Origin of the sequence: Bacillus sp. FSL R5-0439 (assembly GCF_038008805.1) — a bacterium.
Classification (GTDB): Bacteria; Bacillota; Bacilli; order Bacillales; family Bacillaceae; genus Bacillus; species Bacillus safensis.
Map to the genome: position 1 here is coordinate 436,180 of NZ_JBBOZW010000001.1, position 17,345 is coordinate 453,524.

Consider the following 17,345-nt stretch of genomic DNA (forward strand, 5'->3'; position numbering starts at 1 on the left):
AGGAAAATGTTAGTTCAATAGGCTTAAAGACTCAAAAAATTGAAAAATTCATTGAAGTAAAAATTATCGGAAAGTTATTCCGGAAGAATTTATTTAAAATTTGAAGCAATGTACAAGCAAACCTTTACCACATGCATAGGATGACGAGAGAACATGTGTGAAAAGGAGTGATTTAGGTTGGGGGAATTGAATGAAGCTGATCTAAAAAAACCTGTTGTCAATGTACTAGATTTTGGCGTGATTGCTGACGGGAAAACGGATTGCACAGCCAAGCTCAATGAATGTTTAGAATGGACAAAAGCACAAGGGTATTCCCATGTCTGGCTGCCGAGCGGCACATATTTAATCGATGCGGTGTACAGAGGTGATTCATTTTTTCCTTTCCGAGGTGCAGGTATACGGGTGCCAAGTCATATATGCATTGAGATGGCGCCAGACGCTGTGATAAAGGTAAAACCAAATGATTCATGGGGGTATGCAGCCTTTTATATAGGAAAGGTTCAGAATGTGACCATCCGAGGCGGACGTATTGAAGGGGATCGTCATGAGCATGTATACAAGCCGCTCCCCTCTGAACGAAAAACCCATGAATGGGGCTTTGGGGTGTGCATTGAAGGTGCCTCCCATGTCGAGGTGAATCATGTCCAAATCAAAAATTGTACGGGAGACGGCATTATTGTCAGTCCCCATGGTTTATTGACAGAGGGTGAACCGTACTCGCCTGCTGCATCTATTGATATTTCCGGCTGCACCATCACAGATTCGAGGCGCAACAACATTTCGATTACAGGCTGTGATGGGGTCATTGTGGAGGACTGTCTCTTGGAAAGAGCAGGAGTAAATGGGGTCGAGCCAAGAATGGGCATTGATATTGAAGGCTATGGAGAAAATGCCGTTAATATGGAAGAACCGCTGAATATTCAGATTCGAAACAACATCGTCAGAGGAGGGGCTGCGAGCTCAATCTATAACTTTAACGGTTATGGTGTGATCATTGAAGGCAATCATACAGATAGCAGTATCTCCTATGGCTTCTCCACCGAAACGATCATTGCCAACAATATGATTCGTGCAGTGGGAGGAGGTGTTACAAAAGCAGGGATTACGAGCTTAGGCGTCTCACTTGGCCAAACCGAAAACAATGTGATTATTATTGGCAATATGATTGAGGGGTTTGAAAAAGGGATTGATGTGAGGGGAGACAGTGTTCACATTACAGGTAATAAGATTAGTCTTTTTGAAGATGCGGCTGTGTCCGTTTATATGGCGAATCGTATTCTAATAGAAGGAAACCATATTGAATCAGGAACGAATACCGGAAAAAGGAGCGCCTCCCTGCGTATCTATCAATCGGATAGTGTCGTCTTTTCAAACAATACGGTCTATTCTGTTATCGATGCGGCCGTGGTGAGAGGAACGAATATCCTGATCCAGCACAATCAATTCAAAGAATTCAGCAGAGGAATCTGGGTGCAGGAAGGGGAAACAGGGATCAATGGCAACCACTTTATTCAAGAAGGACACCCGGAGCTAGATTCTTCCTATACGATCAGTGTCACCGAAAATGCAAAGGCTTTCATCTGGCAGAATCGCTTTAAAAACTATCAAAACTACGCTGTATACAGTAGCACGACAGGGGCATTAGAAATTAAAGACAATTCCTTTGAAGAAACATCCTTATATGTGGTGATGTATATTAAAAATGGTTCACCACAAATTGGAGATAACCGCTTCTATTTAAATCGATCGATCGGACAGCCGACAGCGATCTTTATTGACCAGGCTTCCTCAGCTCGTGTGCTGCGCAATAACATCATCAATCTATCTCCTCAAAAAGCGATTGCTGTCCGCACCGCAAATTCCACTCATTCTGTCATCGCTCACAACATGCTGGAGCGCAGTCAATTGTTGACACATACCACAGACCGGCTCATCGGAAATATTGAGATTGATACGCCATCATAAGCGTTTGAAATCCCTTATTTTGGAGGTTCAGAAGGCGGTTGACAATCCTGTAAAAAGGGCATATAGTAATAATTATTTTTCATTTTTCGCAACATTTGCCCTTTTTTTATTAATAAAACCGATTAATTCAATCAGAAAAATGTATCTTCTAAGGACTTCAGTTTGATACATGTAGGATATAGAAAGGATGAAGAACAAGTGTCACAGCCGAAAAGGAAGCTCAAGCTAGGCGTATTCATCGCAGGAACTGGACATCACGTTGCCTCTTGGAGACATCCGAATGCAGTACCAGACGCAGCCATGAACCTAGATTATTTTAAACAATTAGCGAAAAAGGCAGAGGAAGGAAAGCTGGATTTGCTCTTTTTAGCTGACAGTTTATCCATTAATCAAACCTCTCATCCGAACGTATTAACGAGATTTGAACCGCTCACGCTGCTTTCATCGATTGCTGAGTCTACTTCAACGATTGGTTTAGCAGCAACAGCTTCCACTACATACAGTGAGCCTTTCCATATTGCAAGACAGTTTGCCTCCCTTGATCATTTATCAGGCGGAAGAGCGGCATGGAATGTGGTCACATCTTCTATTGAAGAAACAGCGAAAAATTTTAGCGGAGAAGAGCATTTAGCACACCATAAACGTTATGAACGGGCAGAAGAGTTCGTCGAAGTCGTCAAAGGTCTCTGGGATTCTTGGGAGGAAGACGCCCTTGTCAGAAACAAGGAAACAGGAGAATTCTTCGAATCTAGTAAGCTTCATGAGCTCCAGCATAAAGGTGAGTTCTTCTCAGTCAGGGGGCCTCTCAACTTATCACGCACGCCGCAAGGGCAGCCTGTGATCATTCAAGCAGGATCTTCCGAAGATGGTCAAAAGCTTGCAGCAAAAACAGCAGAGCTCATTTTCACTGCACAAAACGATCTCGAAAAAGCGAAGGAATTTTATCAAAGCTTGAAGGGGAAAGTAGAGGCTGCTGGCCGTGCTAGAGAGGACGTCAGCATCATGCCGGGTATCTTCCCGATCATTGCTGATACAGAGGAAGAAGCCCGAGCAAAATATGAAGAATTACAGGAGCTGATTGTTCCTGAGATTGGACTGAGCATTCTGCAAAATTACTTAGGCGGGATTGATCTGTCTCAGTATCCGTTAGACGGACCGCTTCCAGAGATTGATCCGAGCACGTCAAATGCGGTGAAAAGCCGTTTTGATCTCGTGATGAATATGGCGAGAAAGGATAACCTGACCATTCGCCAGCTCTATCAATCGGTTGCCGGCTCACGCGGTCATAATATTTTCATTGGAACGCCGGAGCAGCTGGCAGACGTGATGGAAACATGGCTGAATGAAGAAGCAGCAGACGGCTTTAATGTGATGCCGCCGCTCTTGCCAGAAGGACTGGATGTGTTTGTAGACCGCGTCGTCCCAATCCTTCAGGAACGAGGCTTATTCAAAACCGATTACACAGGACAAACCTTACGAGAAAATCTCGGACTAACAGAGCCAAAAAATCGCTACACGACATAAGGTGAGGTGACTAACGTTGGGATACACGTTTCGTCTGGCAACAGATGCAGATATAGAGGCGCTTCTTGAACTAACAACAAGAGCCTATGAGCCAATTCGTGAGCTCGGCATTCAGTTCCAAGCAGCACATGCCGATTTCGCTCTCGTTCAGAATAATGTACAAAAGAATCTTTGCTATGTGATGGAAGAAAACGGAGAGCTTCTATCCACCTTATCACTCCGTATGCCTTGGGGAGAGCAGCCAGGACCGTTCGGCGTCCCTCACATCTGGTGGTTTGCCTCAGAACCAGCCGCCAAAAAAGGGACAGGTTCTGCCTTGCTGGAATGGGTTGAAACCGAAGTACTAAGGGATACACTAAAGGTACCGTACGTGTCACTCGGTACAGCTGATAAGCACCCGTGGCTCGTAGAAATGTATGAGCGCAAAGGCTATGTCAGAGCAGGAGAAAAGGATTTAGGCAAAGGTCATATCACGATTTATTTAAAAAAACAATTAAGATCAGATATCACACAACCATAAGACGAAAGAAGGGTTTTCGAACATGAAAAACAAAAAGTGGCTAGTCGTTCTTTTTGCAGCAATGCTGGCAGTTTTAGCAGCTTGCGGTGGTAACAATCAAAGTGAAGGCAAAGACGAAAAAGTATTAAAAGTAGGCGCTACTGGACAAAGCTATCCATTCGCTTATAAAGACAATGGCAAGCTTGTCGGATTCGATGTTGAAGTAACAGAAGCCATTGCGAAAAAGCTTGGCTACAAACTAGACTGGCAGCTGAGCGAATTCAGCGGACTAATGGGACAGCTGACATCTGGTAAGCTCGATACGGTGTCAAACCAAGTTGCCATTACAGACGAGCGTAAACAAACATTTAACTTTACAGATACGTACGCATACGCAGGAACACAAATCATCGTAAAAAAAGACAACAACGACATCAAAGGTCTTGATGATTTAAAAGGAAAAACAGTGGCGGCGGTTCTTGGCTCTAACCATGCTAAAAACTTAGAGAGCAAAGACCCAGATAAGAAAATTAAGATTAAAACATATGAAACGCAAGACGGCGTATTAAATGAAGTGGCAAATGGCCGCGTAGATGCTTATGTCAACGGCCGCAGTGTATTACTTGCTCAAATTGAAAAAACAGGTCTGCCGCTGAAAATCGTAGGCAACCCAATTGTGTATGAAGAAGTAGGCTACCCATTTGCGAAAGATAAAAAGCATGACAAACTAAGAGAAGAATTTAACAAAGCCATCAAAGAATTAAGAGAAGACGGGACACTTAAGAAATTGTCTGAGAAATATTTCAAAGACGATGTCACAGTGCCAATTAAAAAATAACAACAGCGGCGGTGAAGAGCAGACATGAACAAAATTGATTGGCAGTATATGGTGACGGTTTTTCCGACACTGCTTCAATACTTGCCGATAACGATCTTCATGGCGATTGTCTCCATGGTATTTGCCATTATCATTGGTGTGGTATTCGCTCTTATTACGAAAAACCGGATACCTGTTTTATACCAATTTGCCAAGCTGTATATTTCTTTCTTCAGAGCGGTTCCAACCTTGGTTCAGCTCTTTCTCATTTATTTTGGTCTCCCGCAGCTATTCCCTGCGATGACCTCAATGGATGCTTTAACAGCGGTCATTATCGGATTAAGTATTAAAAACTCAGCATACTTAGCAGAAATTTTCAGAGCGGCTCTGAACTCAGTGGATGAAGGGCAGCTTGAGGCATGCTTATCTGTCGGTATGACAAGATGGCAGTCTTACGTCAGAATTATTTTCCCGCAGGCCATCAGAAATGCGATTCCAGCGACGGGGAATACCTTTATTGGTCTTTTAAAAGAAACATCTCTTGCCTTTACGATTGGTGTGGCAGAAATGTTTGCACAAGGGAAGATGATTGCATCGGCGAACTATAAATACTTTGAAACCTATTTAGCCGTAGGGATTGTGTATTGGGTGATGACCATCATTTATAGCTTCCTGCAAGACCTATTTGAACGAAAAATCAGCAAACCTTACCGGAATTAAGGAGGTGTGGACATGATCAAGCTCACCAATTTGAAGAAATCATTCGGCGACCTTGTCGTCTTAGACGGAATCAATCTCGACGTGCAAAAAGGGCAGGTTGTGGCCATTATCGGACCTTCTGGCTCCGGTAAATCCACTTTGCTGCGCTGCTTAAATTTATTAGAAACACCAGATGAAGGCACGATTGAAATTGGCGATGCGAAGCTCGATGCGTCTAAATATTCACGTAAAGAAGCCCATCACCTGCGTCAACAAACGGCCATGGTGTTTCAAAACTATAATTTATTTAAAAACAAGACAGCACTGCAAAACATTACAGAATCATTGCTTGTGACGAAAAAAATGACAAAGCAGCAGGCGAATGAAATCGGTATGAAACTGCTGAAGCAGGTAGGGCTAGAGCAAAAGGCTGACAGCTATCCAGTCACATTATCTGGCGGGCAGCAGCAGCGGATTGGGATTGCCCGCGCGTTAGCGGTTGATCCACATGCGATTTTGCTGGATGAACCAACGTCAGCGCTTGATCCAGAGCTTGTCTCAGGTGTGCTTCAAGTCATTAAATCCATTGCGATTCAAGAAACAACAATGATCATCGTCACACATGAAATGGCGTTTGCAAGAGAAGTGGCAGACCATGTGATTTTCATGGCAGATGGTCATATTATTGAGCAGGGGACGCCAACTGAGTTATTTGATGAAACGAAGAATGAACGGACGAAACGATTTATCCAAAAAGAAGCAGCGGCTGAAGAAGCATAAGCTGCTTTTTATTCTTTAGAGGGGTGATTGACAGTGAAATCAATAGGAAATGGAGCTTTAAACAAACGTTTAATCAACATTCGCCGAGCGCTTCATGAGCATCCAGAGCTGGCGTTTGAAGAATATGAAACGACAAAGAAACTGCGCCGCTGGTTAGAAGAGGAAGGGATCACTGTACTTGATATCCCAGCCCTGCAAACAGGCGTTGTCTGTGAAATCAAAGGAGAACAAGAAGGACCGACAATTGCTCTGAGAGCCGATATTGACGCTCTTCCGATTGAAGAAGCATCTGCCGAACCATTTTCTTCAAAGGTACCGGGCAAAATGCATGCATGCGGTCATGATTTCCATACAGCTTCTATTTTTGGGGCGGCACTTTTATTAAAGGAGCGGAAACACGAAATCAAAGGCACGGTCCGTATTTTGTTCCAGCCGGCTGAGGAAGTTGCTCAAGGAGCGAAGCACGTTATAGAGGCAGGCGTTTTAGATGGAGTCGATGCGATTTTTGGTATGCACAACAAACCTGACCTGCCAGTTGGCACGATTGGCATTAGAGAAAAAGCATTGATGGCGAGTGTGGATCGGTTTGAAATCGATATTAAAGGAACGGGAGGTCATGCCGGGATTCCAAATCACACGGTGGACCCCATTGCCATCAGCGGGCAGATCACAAGTGCCCTTCAGCAAATCGTCAGCCGCCGCATCAGCTCCTTGCATCATGCGGTTGTCAGCATCACACGCATTCAAGGCGGTACGTCATGGAATGTGATTCCCGACCGTGTCGAGATGGAAGGAACCGTTCGGACGTTTGAGCCTGAAGTAAGAGCGATGATTCCAGAGCTCATGAAAAAAATCGTCAGCGGAATTGCAGAGGGATTTGGAGCAGAGGCTGAAGTGAGATGGCATCCGTATTTGCCTTCTGTCATGAATGATGAGCGTCTGACAAAGGTAGTAGAAGAAACGGCTGGCTCGCTTGACTTACGTGTCGTGCAGGCAGAGCAGTCACCGGGCGGAGAAGATTTTGCCCTTTATCAAGAACGCATTCCAGGCTTTTTTGTATGGATGGGGACCAGTGGTACGAAGGAGTGGCATCACCCTGCGTTTACTTTAAATGAAGACGCACTTCCGGTTGCTGCTGCCTTCTTTGCTGAGCTTGCCGTTCGGGCATTGGAGTCTCGATCATGGAGCTAACAAAACAACTGGCAGAGGCAGTGCTTTCTGCTGATCCGCTGCAAGATGAACGGGCCATTCAGATGGCTAGAAATGGCCTGTTAGATGCTGCGGCATCAGCGCTTGCTGCGAAAGAGGATGAAGGGATTCAGAAGCTGATGCAGCTTGTTGAACAGGAAGGCGGAGCCGCTCAGATTCCTGTCATGGGACAAGGGAGGAAGGTGAGTCGCCAATCCGCAGCAATGCTGAACGGCTACCTCATCCATGCCCTTGATTATGATGATGTGCACTCAGATGTGAGAGGACATCCAAGTGCGGTCATCATTCCGGCGCTGCTATCACAGCTGACAGACGGCAAAGGGTATGGCGAACGGTTTTTAGCTGCCTACATCACAGGTGTTGAAGTGATGGCAAGACTTGGCGAATCCATCGGCAAAGCACATTATGAGCGGGGCTGGCATAATACGGGAACACTCGGAGCCATTGCGGCAGTGTGTGCGATTGGCTATTTGAAGCAGGTCACACGAGAAGAACTGACGAAAGCTATCGGCTTTGCCGGGGCGCAATCAGCTGGAATGCGAAAGCAATTTGGCTCTGATATGAAACCATTACAAGCCGGCTTAGCTGCTAAAACAGCCGTTTGGTCTATGGATTTAGCTTGTTCAGGTTTTGGCGGGAATGACTCGGTTCTTGATGGCGCACTTGGTTTCTTTTCACTTTATGGAGATCAGGAGCTTGCGGAAAGCCGTTTGCTAGAAGGCTATGGTTCTACATGGCGTATCGTTTCACCTGGGCTGTGGTTCAAAGTATATCCATTCTGCTCAGCAGCCCACCATGCGGCAGATGCGATCCAATCTTTAATGAAAGAGCGGGCTTTTTTGCCGGAGCAGGTAAGACAGGTCGATGTCATATTCCCGCCAGGCGGAGATGCAGCGCTTATTGAACGAACACCTTTGACTGGGGAAGAAGGACGATTCAGTGTCGAATATGTCATCGCACTTGCAGTGTTTGGACAGACGCTTACGCTGGATGCCTTTACGAAAAAAAATATTCCATCAGACATGCGGATATGGATGAAACGGGTGAGCAGAGGATATGATCAAACGATAGAGCCCCATCCCGATGCTGTTCCAAAAGGACGCTTTACGATTGTGAAGCTCACCTTATCTGACGGCACCACCATCAGCAAACGAGTTGATGTACCTCGGGGAGCACCAGGCTGTGCGTTATCGAAAGAAGATATCATACAAAAGTTAAGCAGCGTCACAAGCGCATCACAAGATCAGCAGATTTTACAGGCGGTTAAAGAGGGAAACGACGCTGCGTATTTGAAGTTGCTGGCATGATAAAAAAGCTCATCGATAGAGATGAGCTTTCAGCGTGTAGACAAACCCTCGCATTCGGTGTCAGTTTTGCGCTCCGGTGCTCGCCCTTCCTAGACTGCAAAGGTTTTCTATCACGCTGAAAGGAAGACAAAGGGCTAAAATAAAGATCATTTTAGCCCTTTGTCAACAATCTGAAAGCTCATCAATAGAGATGAGCTTTTTTAAATAGATCTATCATAAACTGTCAGGAAGTTCTTTATCTAAATATATGAGAATTCCTCATGAGTTAAAGAACCATAAATGACAATGTCCTCATCTTGATATGTTTTAAAGTAATGTTGAATCATAACTCAACTAACATCTTGACCATCTTCTGCAATTCCATCATCAAAAAACTCATGTGATCCACCGCAGTATTAGTTCTTTCAAAAAGTATGAATAAAAGATGACCAAACGATGATAAGTTCATGAAAACAGTGGAATCCAATTGAGATTTGAGAGGGAAGATGTAAAATAAAGCTACATAAAGAAAAACAATGGCAGCAGCGGAGGCTGATGATGAAAATATTAATGATTGAAGATAATCAGAGTGTTTGTACAATGACGGATATGTTTTTTCAACGAGAGGGATTTCAAGCTGAATTCGTTCATGATGGATTAGAAGGACTGAATCGCTTTCAGCAAGAGGAGAATTGGGATCTGCTCATCTTAGATGTCATGCTTCCTTCGATGGATGGTCTGACCATTTGTCAAAAGGTGCGTCAGATCAGTGATGTTCCGATTATCATGCTGACAGCAAAGGAAACCGAATCTGATCAAGTGCTTGGTTTTGATCTTGGGGCAGATGATTATGTGACCAAGCCCTTTAGCCCACTCACCTTGATGGCAAGAATTAGAGCGGTGAAACGACGCTTTGCTCATACAACGACTCAAGAAAAGGTGAATGAGGGTGAACGGCTGGAGACAGCACATTTTCAGTTGGATAAGAAAACGAGGGAAGTTTTCCTGGATGGAGAGCGAATAGAGAACCTCACACCGAAGGAATACGATCTGTTGTGCTTTTTTATTCAGCATCCTCGGCAAGTATTTTCACGAGAACAATTGCTTGAGCAAATTTGGGGATATCAATTTTATGGAGATGAACGAACGGTAGATGTCCATATTAAACGGCTGCGCCAAAAAATTGGGAACGGTCCTAAGCCCTTTTTGTATACAGTATGGGGCGTAGGGTATAAGTTCGATGAAGATTAAATATTTTTATCAGCTGCTGATCAGTCATCTTGGGTTATTGCTCATCGCCATTGTCATTATCAGCACCCTTTTATCTCATTTTGTGAAAGATATTGCCTATCAAAACAGAGTGAATGAAATGAGCTCCTATGGGAATGAAATCTTGCAAGATTATAAACGACTCCCTAAAAGCGAGATGACCTTTCGTCTGCGTCCATTTGAAGATATTCTTTCGACGAGGCAAATTCGTTTTTTCGTGTTTGATGAAAAAGGAGATATTCTCTCTCAGCAGCAAGAGATGCCGCCGCATGAAGTATTATTGACAAAGGATTTATGGGCCAAACTCTCAAAAGGAGAGCAAATCATTGACAAGCGAAGTGATTCACGCCGCCTTGATCAAGAGGCATCACTTGTGGCACTCCCTGTCATGGAGGATGGAAAGCTAAAGGGTGGAGTCGTCCTTATTGCCCCGATTCAAGGCGCTGAACAGCTCATCGCCCAAATGAATCGTTATCTGTATATCATCGTATTTGTGGCACTGACGATCACCTTTATTCTCAGCCTGTTCTTGTCTAAATTTCATGTGAACCGCATCAAAAAGTTGAGAGAGGCGACTGAAAAGATTGCGCAAGGTGATTACAACATCAAGCTTGAAAACAAACACCTTGATGAAATTGGCACACTTGGTGAGGATTTTAATATGATGGCCAAGCGTCTTCAGCAATCAAGAGAGGAAATTGACCGGCTCGAAAAGCGCAGACGCCAATTCATCGCAGATGTGTCTCACGAATTGAAAACTCCGCTGACCACCATTCGAGGACTGGTGGAATGGCTGAACACAGCGGATGTGTCAGCAGAAGAGAAAGAGAAATGCTATTCCTTAATTACTGACGAGACAAAACGTATGCTGCGCCTCGTCAATGAAAATATGGATTATGAGAAAATTAGATCGAATCAAATTACCCTTCAGAAATTTCACTATCCACTCATTGACACATTTGAAGTGATGAAAGAGCAGCTGAGCCGAATCGCCGAAGAGAAAAACAATCAGCTGATCGTGGATGTTGATCCCAAGCTAAAGGTTTATGCGGATTATGACAGGCTCATTCAAATGCTTGTCAATATCACAAAGAACGCGATTCAATTCACAGAAGGTGGTCGTATTTACTTAAGAGGAAAACAAGGAAATCAAGAGACGATCATTGAAGTGGAAGACACAGGCATTGGCATTGCGCCAGATGAAGTCAAACACATATGGGAACGTTTTTATAAAGCGGATATCTCAAGAACGAATACACCGTATGGAGAATACGGATTGGGCTTGTCCATCGTGAAGCAGCTTGTGGACTTACATGAAGGGCATATTGATATGAAAAGTGAAAAAAACAATGGAACGACATTTACCATTCGACTGCCGTTTCCAGAAGAAAAGGGCTAAAATGAAGTTCATTTTAGCCCTTTTTGGTGAATCACCACTTATTCATTTTTGGTAAACGTTAACCCAATATGAGCAAGTGCCTGCGGTAAATCTTTTCGGATGGTGATGTCTTTAAACGATATATTGGATTGAATCGCACTTAAAGCAAGGTCTTGTTTAATGCCTGTTAAAACTGCCGAAATTCCTAAAAGTCTCAGCGTTTGTGCGTAGCTGACCAAATATTGAATGCTCTGTTCATTCAGGCTTTTTGTTCCCGATACATCAATAACCAAATGAGAGAGCGACAGCCTGTAGCTTTCCTGTAAAATGGTTTCCAAAATATGCTGAGCACGTGTCTCTTCAATATCACCAAGCAGAGGAAGCACGGCGACACCGTCAACAACTGGTACGATCGGTACAGACAATTGCTGAATCTGCCTGTTGGCACGGTCTAGCTCGAGAACGTAGCTTAATAAAGAAGCCATCGTTTCAAACATATACACATGCTCTTCTGTGAAATGATTTGGTCTCACATCAAGTCCGCAAATCGTTCCGTAGTTCGTCCCATCTGTGAAATCAATGGGAACCCCAATGAACGAGCCGCCTTGAAGATTTTTCGTGACCTCTAAGTATTTAAATCGGTCATCTTTCGAAATGTCAGGGATCACAAGTGTAGCCTGATGGTCGACCGCCAGCTTGCAAAATGTCTTTTCGTAAGGAAGTTCTTCCCCTTCTTCAAGAAGCTGCTCGTCATGATTTAACACTTTTACAATTTGATTGGTGTTTTGATCATTTTTAGCGATAAACAGTGTATTCACACCAATGAATTGACTCATCATGTTTAAAATACTAGTAGAAGCATCATGAAAATTGCGAAACTGTTTTAATAGTTGTTGACGAGGCATTGTTTTAGGACTCCTTGTAGCTCCGATCATAGGTCGGAACGGATAGTTGATTTGTCTCTATCATACAAAATCAAACGAGAAATAGATACACTTTAATGCGCAGAGAACTCGAATCGGCGAGAGGAAAAAAGACTGCCGGATCTTAAGATCTGGCAGCCTGCTGATTAAAGGGAGACAGGGACAGTAGACATAGAGAAAAATTCCTCATATAAGGCTTGAACAGCTTCTTTTTCTTGAGCCGCTTTGACGCCAAACATCATGCTGACCTCTGAAGAACCTTGATTGATCATTTCAATATTGACCTTCGCTTTTGACAGCGCTTTTGCCGCTCTTGCTGTTGTGCCAACATTATGACGCATCGCTTCTCCTACAACCATAATCAGCGAGAGATTCCGCTCTAAAACGACCTCATCTGCATCAAGCACGAGCTTTAAGCGGTCTAGCAGCTCTTGTTCAATATGCTGCTCCTCCAGCTGATCCTGCCTTAAAATAATGGTCATATCATCAATGCCAGAAGGTACGTGCTCATATGTAAGCCCATATTCCTCTAATGTTTGCAGCACCTTACGACCAAAGCCGACCTCTCTGTTCATCAAATATTTACTAATGTAAATGCTGCAAAATCCATTATCTGAGGCGATTCCAACAACAGGTCCATTTGTATGATCGCGCTGATTCACAATTTTTGTGCCTTTTGCCGAAGGATTATTGGTGTTTTTAATCTGAACCGGAATGCCTGCACGGAAGGCTGGAATGAGTGCTTCATCATGAAAAACAGAAAATCCAGCATACGACAGCTCGCGCATTTCCCGGTATGTCAGCTCTGTAATCTCTTTCGGTTCATGAACGATCGTTGGATTGACAGCATAGACAGCATCCACATCTGTAAAGTTTTCATACACATCTGCCTTTAGACCGTTCGCCAAAATGGAGCCGGTAATATCGGAGCCGCTTCGCGAAAAGGTAACGATGTCTCCCGCTAGACTAAAGCCAAAAAAGCCAGGGAATATAATAATGCCAGAGCGCTCTCTTAATTTGTACAAATGATCATATGACTCCGGCAGGACTTGCGCTTGACCAGGCTCATCGCTCACAAACAAACCAGCTTCCTTTGGATTCACATAATGAGCTTCCACACCCTGGTGGCGGAAATAGGCAGCAATGAGCTTTGCATTATTGTCTTCGCCGCTTGCTTTGATGGCATCAAGATAGCACTCAGGGCGGGATGAATCAGCCTGTAATAATGCGTCTAGATCTTGCCTGATGGTGTCGATAATGTCTTGACCTAATCCGAGTTCATCCGCTATTGAGGCATACCTCTCGATGACGGCTTCCTTTAAATCATGTGCTTCGCCTAAACGTAAATATTGTTCACCACAGCTAATTAATAGATCGGTGACCTTCGTATCCGTTGAATGCCGTTTTCCTGGTGCGGAAACAACGACTGCTTTTCGAGCTGGATCTGCTGTTACAATGTCAAATACCTTTTGCAGCTGCTTGCCAGATGCAAGTGAACTGCCACCAAATTTCACGACCTTCAATGCATACATCTCCTATAGTAAAAATTTTCTCACAAATTGAATAGTTCCTATTATCAACTCTTTTCTTTAAATTATCAAGGTTTTTCTTCACTAGAAATACAAATGTATTTATAGAGAGGACGGTATTGTGTGAGTATATGAAAAAAGAGCCGGCCATATGCCGAGCTCTTTTTCTTATGAAGAAGACGAGGAGGAAGATATCTCCTGCTTCATCACTTTGTTATCACGTTTTGCCTTTAAGAAAAAGGAGAGGATGAGTCCAATGACTGCAATCAGACCAGAAATGAAAAATGACGTATTCATTCCATGAACGGCTGATTTTAATGGATTGGCTAATTCTGCATTTGCAGCAGAGCTGCTCATGATGGAAACAAGCACAGCCGTTCCAATGGAACCGCCTACTTGTCTCATCGTGTTATTCATCGCTGTCCCATGCGGGATCAAATGAGGCGGTAATGCGTTAATACCTGCCGTTGTCAGCGGCATCATGATCATCCCAACCCCGATTAAGCGAAGCGTATAGGCGACCGTAATGAGAGCGATCGATGAATCAAGGGTGAGCAGCATAAATGGCAGGGTGGTAACGGTGAGGATCGTAAATCCGCCTAATGCGAGCCCTCTTCCGCCGACTTTATCAAAAATCCGTCCGATAATTGGTGACAGGAATCCCATAAAGAGAGCACCTGGCAATAAGATCAGCCCTGTATCAAGTGCAGACAGCCCTCTGACATTCTGCGTATAAAGCGGCAGAATTGTCTCTGTACCAATTAATAAAGCAAAGACAAGCATTCCAAGGAAGGTTGTTAAGCTAAAGATCGCAAATTTAAATACGCCAAACTCAAGCATCGGTCTTGTTAGGTTCGACTGGCGCAGGATAAAGAAGAACAAGCTCACGGCGCCGACAATCAGCGAAATGAGAACAGTCGCACTCGTCCATCCATACGTGCCGACACTAGAAAATCCGTAAAGCAGCCCGCCGAAACCGAAGGACGACAAGATGACAGATAAGACATCAATACGTGTCTCTCGCTGCTGTGTGACATTTTTCATTAAGAAGAAAGCAAGAATAAGGTCGATGATACCGATTGGCAGAACAATATAGAACAGAGCCTTCCAGCTGAAGGAATCGACAATCCAGCCGCCGAGTGTTGGTCCAAGCGCTGGTGCGAACGAAATGACAAGTCCGACCATGCCCATTGCCTGCCCACGTTTTTCTTTTGGGAAAATGGTTAAAAAGATCGTTTGCATCAGCGGCATTAAAATCCCTGCACCGGCTGCCTGTACGATACGCGCTGCAAGTAACACCGGGAAATTCGTAGCAAATGAAGCAAGAATTGTACCGGCTGTAAAGATGCTAAGTGCCGTTAAAACTAAAGAACGGCTCGAAAATTTCTCAATTAAGAAAGCCGTAATCGGGATGAGAATCCCGTTTGTCAGCATAAAGGCTGTTGTAAGCCACTGTCCTTTGCTGACCTCAATATTGAAGTCCTCCATGATATGTGGGATCGCTGGAATAAGAAGCGTTTGGTTTAATATCGCGACGAATGCCCCAACGAGAAAAATCCCAACAATCACAGATCGATTGTAAGATGTTGTTGATTGGTTCATGTTATCCCTTCTTTATCTATAAAATGATGCTTTTCAGCTGTGACACGTTTTGTGATAAAACGCTGTTTTTGCCTAAATAATCGAGCAGTGAGCTGATTAAAAAGGTTCTCGGTTGGTCCTTTGATAATTCCTGATTGAGCAGCTCATACGCAGAGAGGAGATCATTTTTTTCTTCTCCGTTTGGCCATGAGTGAAGCTCTTGTTTGATCTTTGTTAAGTACGAATTGACAAGTTTTTCTTCGTCATATTCGTCCTGTGAGGAAAGCAAATAAGAGTTCATCAGCTCGTCTGTTAACACAGGTTCAATGGAACAAGGCTTTTTCGATACACGATCCATCACACCGATGATCATTTCGGCAGCAATTTCTAATTGGATGTTTTTTTGCTCAATCGCCAGCATTAAGATGAATTCTCTCATTAATCCATTGAGAACAATCACTAAATCCCAGACATATGGAGCGACAGATTCACCATATGTACTTAAAATAATGTCTCTGTGCCGCTGCATGATAATGGAGCGTGTTTCACGTAAATGCTTAATGACAATGGGCGAATGCTGAGAAAAAGCTTCAAAGGACAGCATGTTCAAAAATTTATGATTCTCTTTAAACTCTTCAAGCTCAAGCTTGATCTTCTTTGTGAATTTTTCCTTTTTGGACAGCGTCGTTTCTGAATGAATGATGCGGGAAATCTCTCTCATTTTGCGCTGATTGTATTTAATCAGTTCTAATAGAAGAGCTTCCTTTGAATCAAACAGTTTATAAATAGACGCTTTGGATATTTTACAGGCATCGGCAATTGACTGCATGGAGACACTCATATAGCCTTTTTGAGAAAACAATTTCTTCGAAACCCGCAAAATCTCTTCTTGCTTTTCGTTCATCTTCTTAAGTCCTTTCCGAATCGGCAAAACCATATGGTCACAATGGAAACCGAGTGGTCACTTTGGCTATCATAACAAAACCAATGCCTTAAGACAAGAAAATGAACTTAAAAAATACCCGTCTGTATGACAGGTACTTTATCCTTCCGCATGTGCGACATATATTTTTGTTTTGCCGTGAAGTTCAACGACCAAAAGGTCTTCTCTCTCCTTCACAGAGTAAATAGCGGTCCCTTTTTGCAGCCTAGAAGCTGTACCATGTTCAAAATTTTTGGCGGCTGTTTTCTGAATGACACCTACTTGCTGATGTTTTGTGACGTGTAAGGATGTCGTCCAATCTACATTTGTTTCATACACGGTTCCTTCCCATTGAAATAAATCTGCCTGCTGATCCATAGCTAATAACTCTTCCGCACTAGGTGGTTTTGACTGGGAATGATATTGGACTGACTGGCAGGCGCATAAGGAAAACGTGAGCAGCAAGAGCAATAAACTAAACCATATGTTACGTATCAAAAAAGGTTCCTTCCCTTCAATACAGTGTTTCTTAAGTAATGGACGTGAATGAAGTTAAATCGTTACATGCCTAGTCAGTTCATGAGTTTTAGGTGAATGAGATTGTATGTTGGCACAAAATACGATACATTTATCGTATGACGAATCCAAACCATCCAAACAAAGAAGATATGAGACTGATTTCTGTGCTGCACGCATTGGCTGATCCAATCCGGTTAGAAATTGTCCGCTGCTTGGCAGAAGCGGGGGAGAGGACATGCGGCACGTATGAGATGAATATTGCCAAATCCACGCTTTCCCATCACTTCAAAGTGCTGAGGAAGGCAGGCGTCGTGAAAGTGAGAATTGACGGGAAGCACCGTTACTATTCTTTAAGAAAAGAAGACATCGAGACCGCTTTTCCTGGACTCATGTCATCGATTCTAGCTGTAGATAAAAAGCGGTGGTAAGCCAGCTGTCTATGAAG

General features: G+C 43.7%; 16 protein-coding genes. 11 read left to right on the plus strand and 5 right to left on the minus strand.

Annotated features, from left to right (window positions below):
- Window positions 1-177 precede the first annotated feature (177 nt).
- The 10 genes from NST59_RS02100 to NST59_RS02145 all read left to right on the plus strand — a co-directional run bounded on the left by NST59_RS02100 (window position 178) and on the right by NST59_RS02145 (window position 11,447).
- Window positions 178-1,965 (plus strand): right-handed parallel beta-helix repeat-containing protein, encoded by a 1,788-nt coding sequence (locus NST59_RS02100; protein WP_039176499.1) that lies wholly within the window; start codon window positions 178-180, stop codon window positions 1,963-1,965.
- A 198-nt stretch (window positions 1,966-2,163) separates the two neighbouring features.
- Window positions 2,164-3,489 (plus strand): LLM class flavin-dependent oxidoreductase, encoded by a 1,326-nt coding sequence (locus NST59_RS02105; RefSeq protein WP_144490726.1) that lies wholly within the window; start codon window positions 2,164-2,166, stop codon window positions 3,487-3,489.
- A gap of 16 nt (window positions 3,490-3,505) precedes the next feature.
- Window positions 3,506-4,009, plus strand: coding sequence for a GNAT family N-acetyltransferase (locus tag NST59_RS02110; protein ID WP_099662905.1), 504 nt, complete (start codon window positions 3,506-3,508; stop codon window positions 4,007-4,009).
- Window positions 4,010-4,031: 22 nt separating this feature from the next.
- Window positions 4,032-4,826: an amino acid ABC transporter substrate-binding protein gene (locus tag NST59_RS02115; protein WP_024427304.1), complete on the plus strand. Its 795-nt coding sequence runs from the start codon at window positions 4,032-4,034 to the stop codon at window positions 4,824-4,826.
- Between the two features lie 24 nt (window positions 4,827-4,850).
- Window positions 4,851-5,525 (plus strand): amino acid ABC transporter permease, encoded by a 675-nt coding sequence (locus tag NST59_RS02120; RefSeq protein ID WP_024427305.1) that lies wholly within the window; start codon window positions 4,851-4,853, stop codon window positions 5,523-5,525.
- A 12-nt stretch (window positions 5,526-5,537) separates the two neighbouring features.
- Window positions 5,538-6,284: an amino acid ABC transporter ATP-binding protein gene (locus NST59_RS02125; protein WP_039176505.1), complete on the plus strand. Its 747-nt coding sequence runs from the start codon at window positions 5,538-5,540 to the stop codon at window positions 6,282-6,284.
- Between the two features lie 33 nt (window positions 6,285-6,317).
- On the plus strand, window positions 6,318-7,475 hold the full coding sequence (locus tag NST59_RS02130) for an amidohydrolase (protein ID WP_144491726.1): 1,158 nt from the start codon (window positions 6,318-6,320) through the stop codon (window positions 7,473-7,475).
- Window positions 7,466-8,800 carry an MmgE/PrpD family protein gene (locus tag NST59_RS02135; protein WP_144491727.1) on the plus strand — a complete coding sequence of 445 codons (1,335 nt, stop codon included), beginning with the start codon at window positions 7,466-7,468 and terminating at the stop codon, window positions 8,798-8,800. Before NST59_RS02130 ends, NST59_RS02135 begins: the two co-directional genes overlap by 10 nt.
- 537 nt (window positions 8,801-9,337) lie before the next feature.
- Window positions 9,338-10,030, plus strand: a complete 693-nt coding sequence (locus NST59_RS02140; protein WP_106025698.1) for a response regulator transcription factor — start codon at window positions 9,338-9,340, stop codon at window positions 10,028-10,030.
- Window positions 10,020-11,447, plus strand: a complete 1,428-nt coding sequence (locus NST59_RS02145) for a sensor histidine kinase (protein ID WP_106025697.1) — start codon at window positions 10,020-10,022, stop codon at window positions 11,445-11,447. The genes NST59_RS02140 and NST59_RS02145 overlap by 11 nt, the downstream gene beginning before the upstream one ends.
- A 38-nt stretch (window positions 11,448-11,485) precedes the next feature.
- Here the strand turns inward: NST59_RS02145 and NST59_RS02150 are convergent, their stop codons facing one another.
- The 5 genes from NST59_RS02150 to NST59_RS02170 form a co-directional block, all read right to left on the minus strand.
- Complete coding sequence (locus NST59_RS02150) at window positions 11,486-12,331, minus strand: GAF domain-containing protein (RefSeq protein ID WP_039176521.1); 846 nt, start codon at window positions 12,329-12,331, stop codon at window positions 11,486-11,488.
- A 164-nt stretch (window positions 12,332-12,495) separates the two neighbouring features.
- Entirely contained in the window at window positions 12,496-13,872 is a 1,377-nt protein-coding gene (locus tag NST59_RS02155) for an aspartate kinase (RefSeq protein WP_144490729.1), read from the minus strand.
- A gap of 174 nt (window positions 13,873-14,046) precedes the next feature.
- A complete protein-coding gene (locus NST59_RS02160; protein ID WP_107164135.1) occupies window positions 14,047-15,480 on the minus strand; it encodes an MDR family MFS transporter in 1,434 nt (477 codons plus the stop codon).
- A 16-nt stretch (window positions 15,481-15,496) separates the two neighbouring features.
- Window positions 15,497-16,363, minus strand: coding sequence for a TetR/AcrR family transcriptional regulator (locus NST59_RS02165; RefSeq protein ID WP_228280305.1), 867 nt, complete (start codon window positions 16,361-16,363; stop codon window positions 15,497-15,499).
- Between the two features lie 138 nt (window positions 16,364-16,501).
- The gene (locus NST59_RS02170; RefSeq protein ID WP_039176531.1) at window positions 16,502-16,879 is read right to left on the minus strand and encodes a hypothetical protein; all 378 of its coding nucleotides are present in this window, start codon (window positions 16,877-16,879) and stop codon (window positions 16,502-16,504) included.
- A 137-nt stretch (window positions 16,880-17,016) separates the two neighbouring features.
- Here NST59_RS02170 and NST59_RS02175 point away from each other — a divergent pair, with 137 nt between their 5' ends.
- Window positions 17,017-17,328 (plus strand): ArsR/SmtB family transcription factor, encoded by a 312-nt coding sequence (locus tag NST59_RS02175; protein ID WP_126682231.1) that lies wholly within the window; start codon window positions 17,017-17,019, stop codon window positions 17,326-17,328.
- The last annotated feature ends 17 nt before the right edge of the window (window positions 17,329-17,345 follow it).

Bases quoted from the DNA above. Each gene is read 5' to 3' on its own strand.
- NST59_RS02115 (WP_024427304.1), top strand. From the start codon at position 4,032: ATGAAAAACAAAAAGTGGCTAGTCGTTCTTTTTGCAGCAATGCTGGCA.
- NST59_RS02120 (WP_024427305.1), top strand. From the start codon at position 4,851: ATGAACAAAATTGATTGGCAGTATATGGTGACGGTTTTTCCGACACTG.
- NST59_RS02125 (WP_039176505.1), top strand. From the start codon at position 5,538: ATGATCAAGCTCACCAATTTGAAGAAATCATTCGGCGACCTTGTCGTC.
- NST59_RS02135 (WP_144491727.1), top strand. From the start codon at position 7,466: ATGGAGCTAACAAAACAACTGGCAGAGGCAGTGCTTTCTGCTGATCCG.
- NST59_RS02140 (WP_106025698.1), top strand. From the start codon at position 9,338: ATGAAAATATTAATGATTGAAGATAATCAGAGTGTTTGTACAATGACG.
- NST59_RS02145 (WP_106025697.1), top strand. From the start codon at position 10,020: ATGAAGATTAAATATTTTTATCAGCTGCTGATCAGTCATCTTGGGTTA.
- NST59_RS02150 (WP_039176521.1), bottom strand. From the start codon at position 12,331: ATGCCTCGTCAACAACTATTAAAACAGTTTCGCAATTTTCATGATGCT.
- NST59_RS02160 (WP_107164135.1), bottom strand. From the start codon at position 15,480: ATGAACCAATCAACAACATCTTACAATCGATCTGTGATTGTTGGGATT.
- NST59_RS02165 (WP_228280305.1), bottom strand. From the start codon at position 16,363: ATGAACGAAAAGCAAGAAGAGATTTTGCGGGTTTCGAAGAAATTGTTT.
- NST59_RS02175 (WP_126682231.1), top strand. From the start codon at position 17,017: ATGACGAATCCAAACCATCCAAACAAAGAAGATATGAGACTGATTTCT.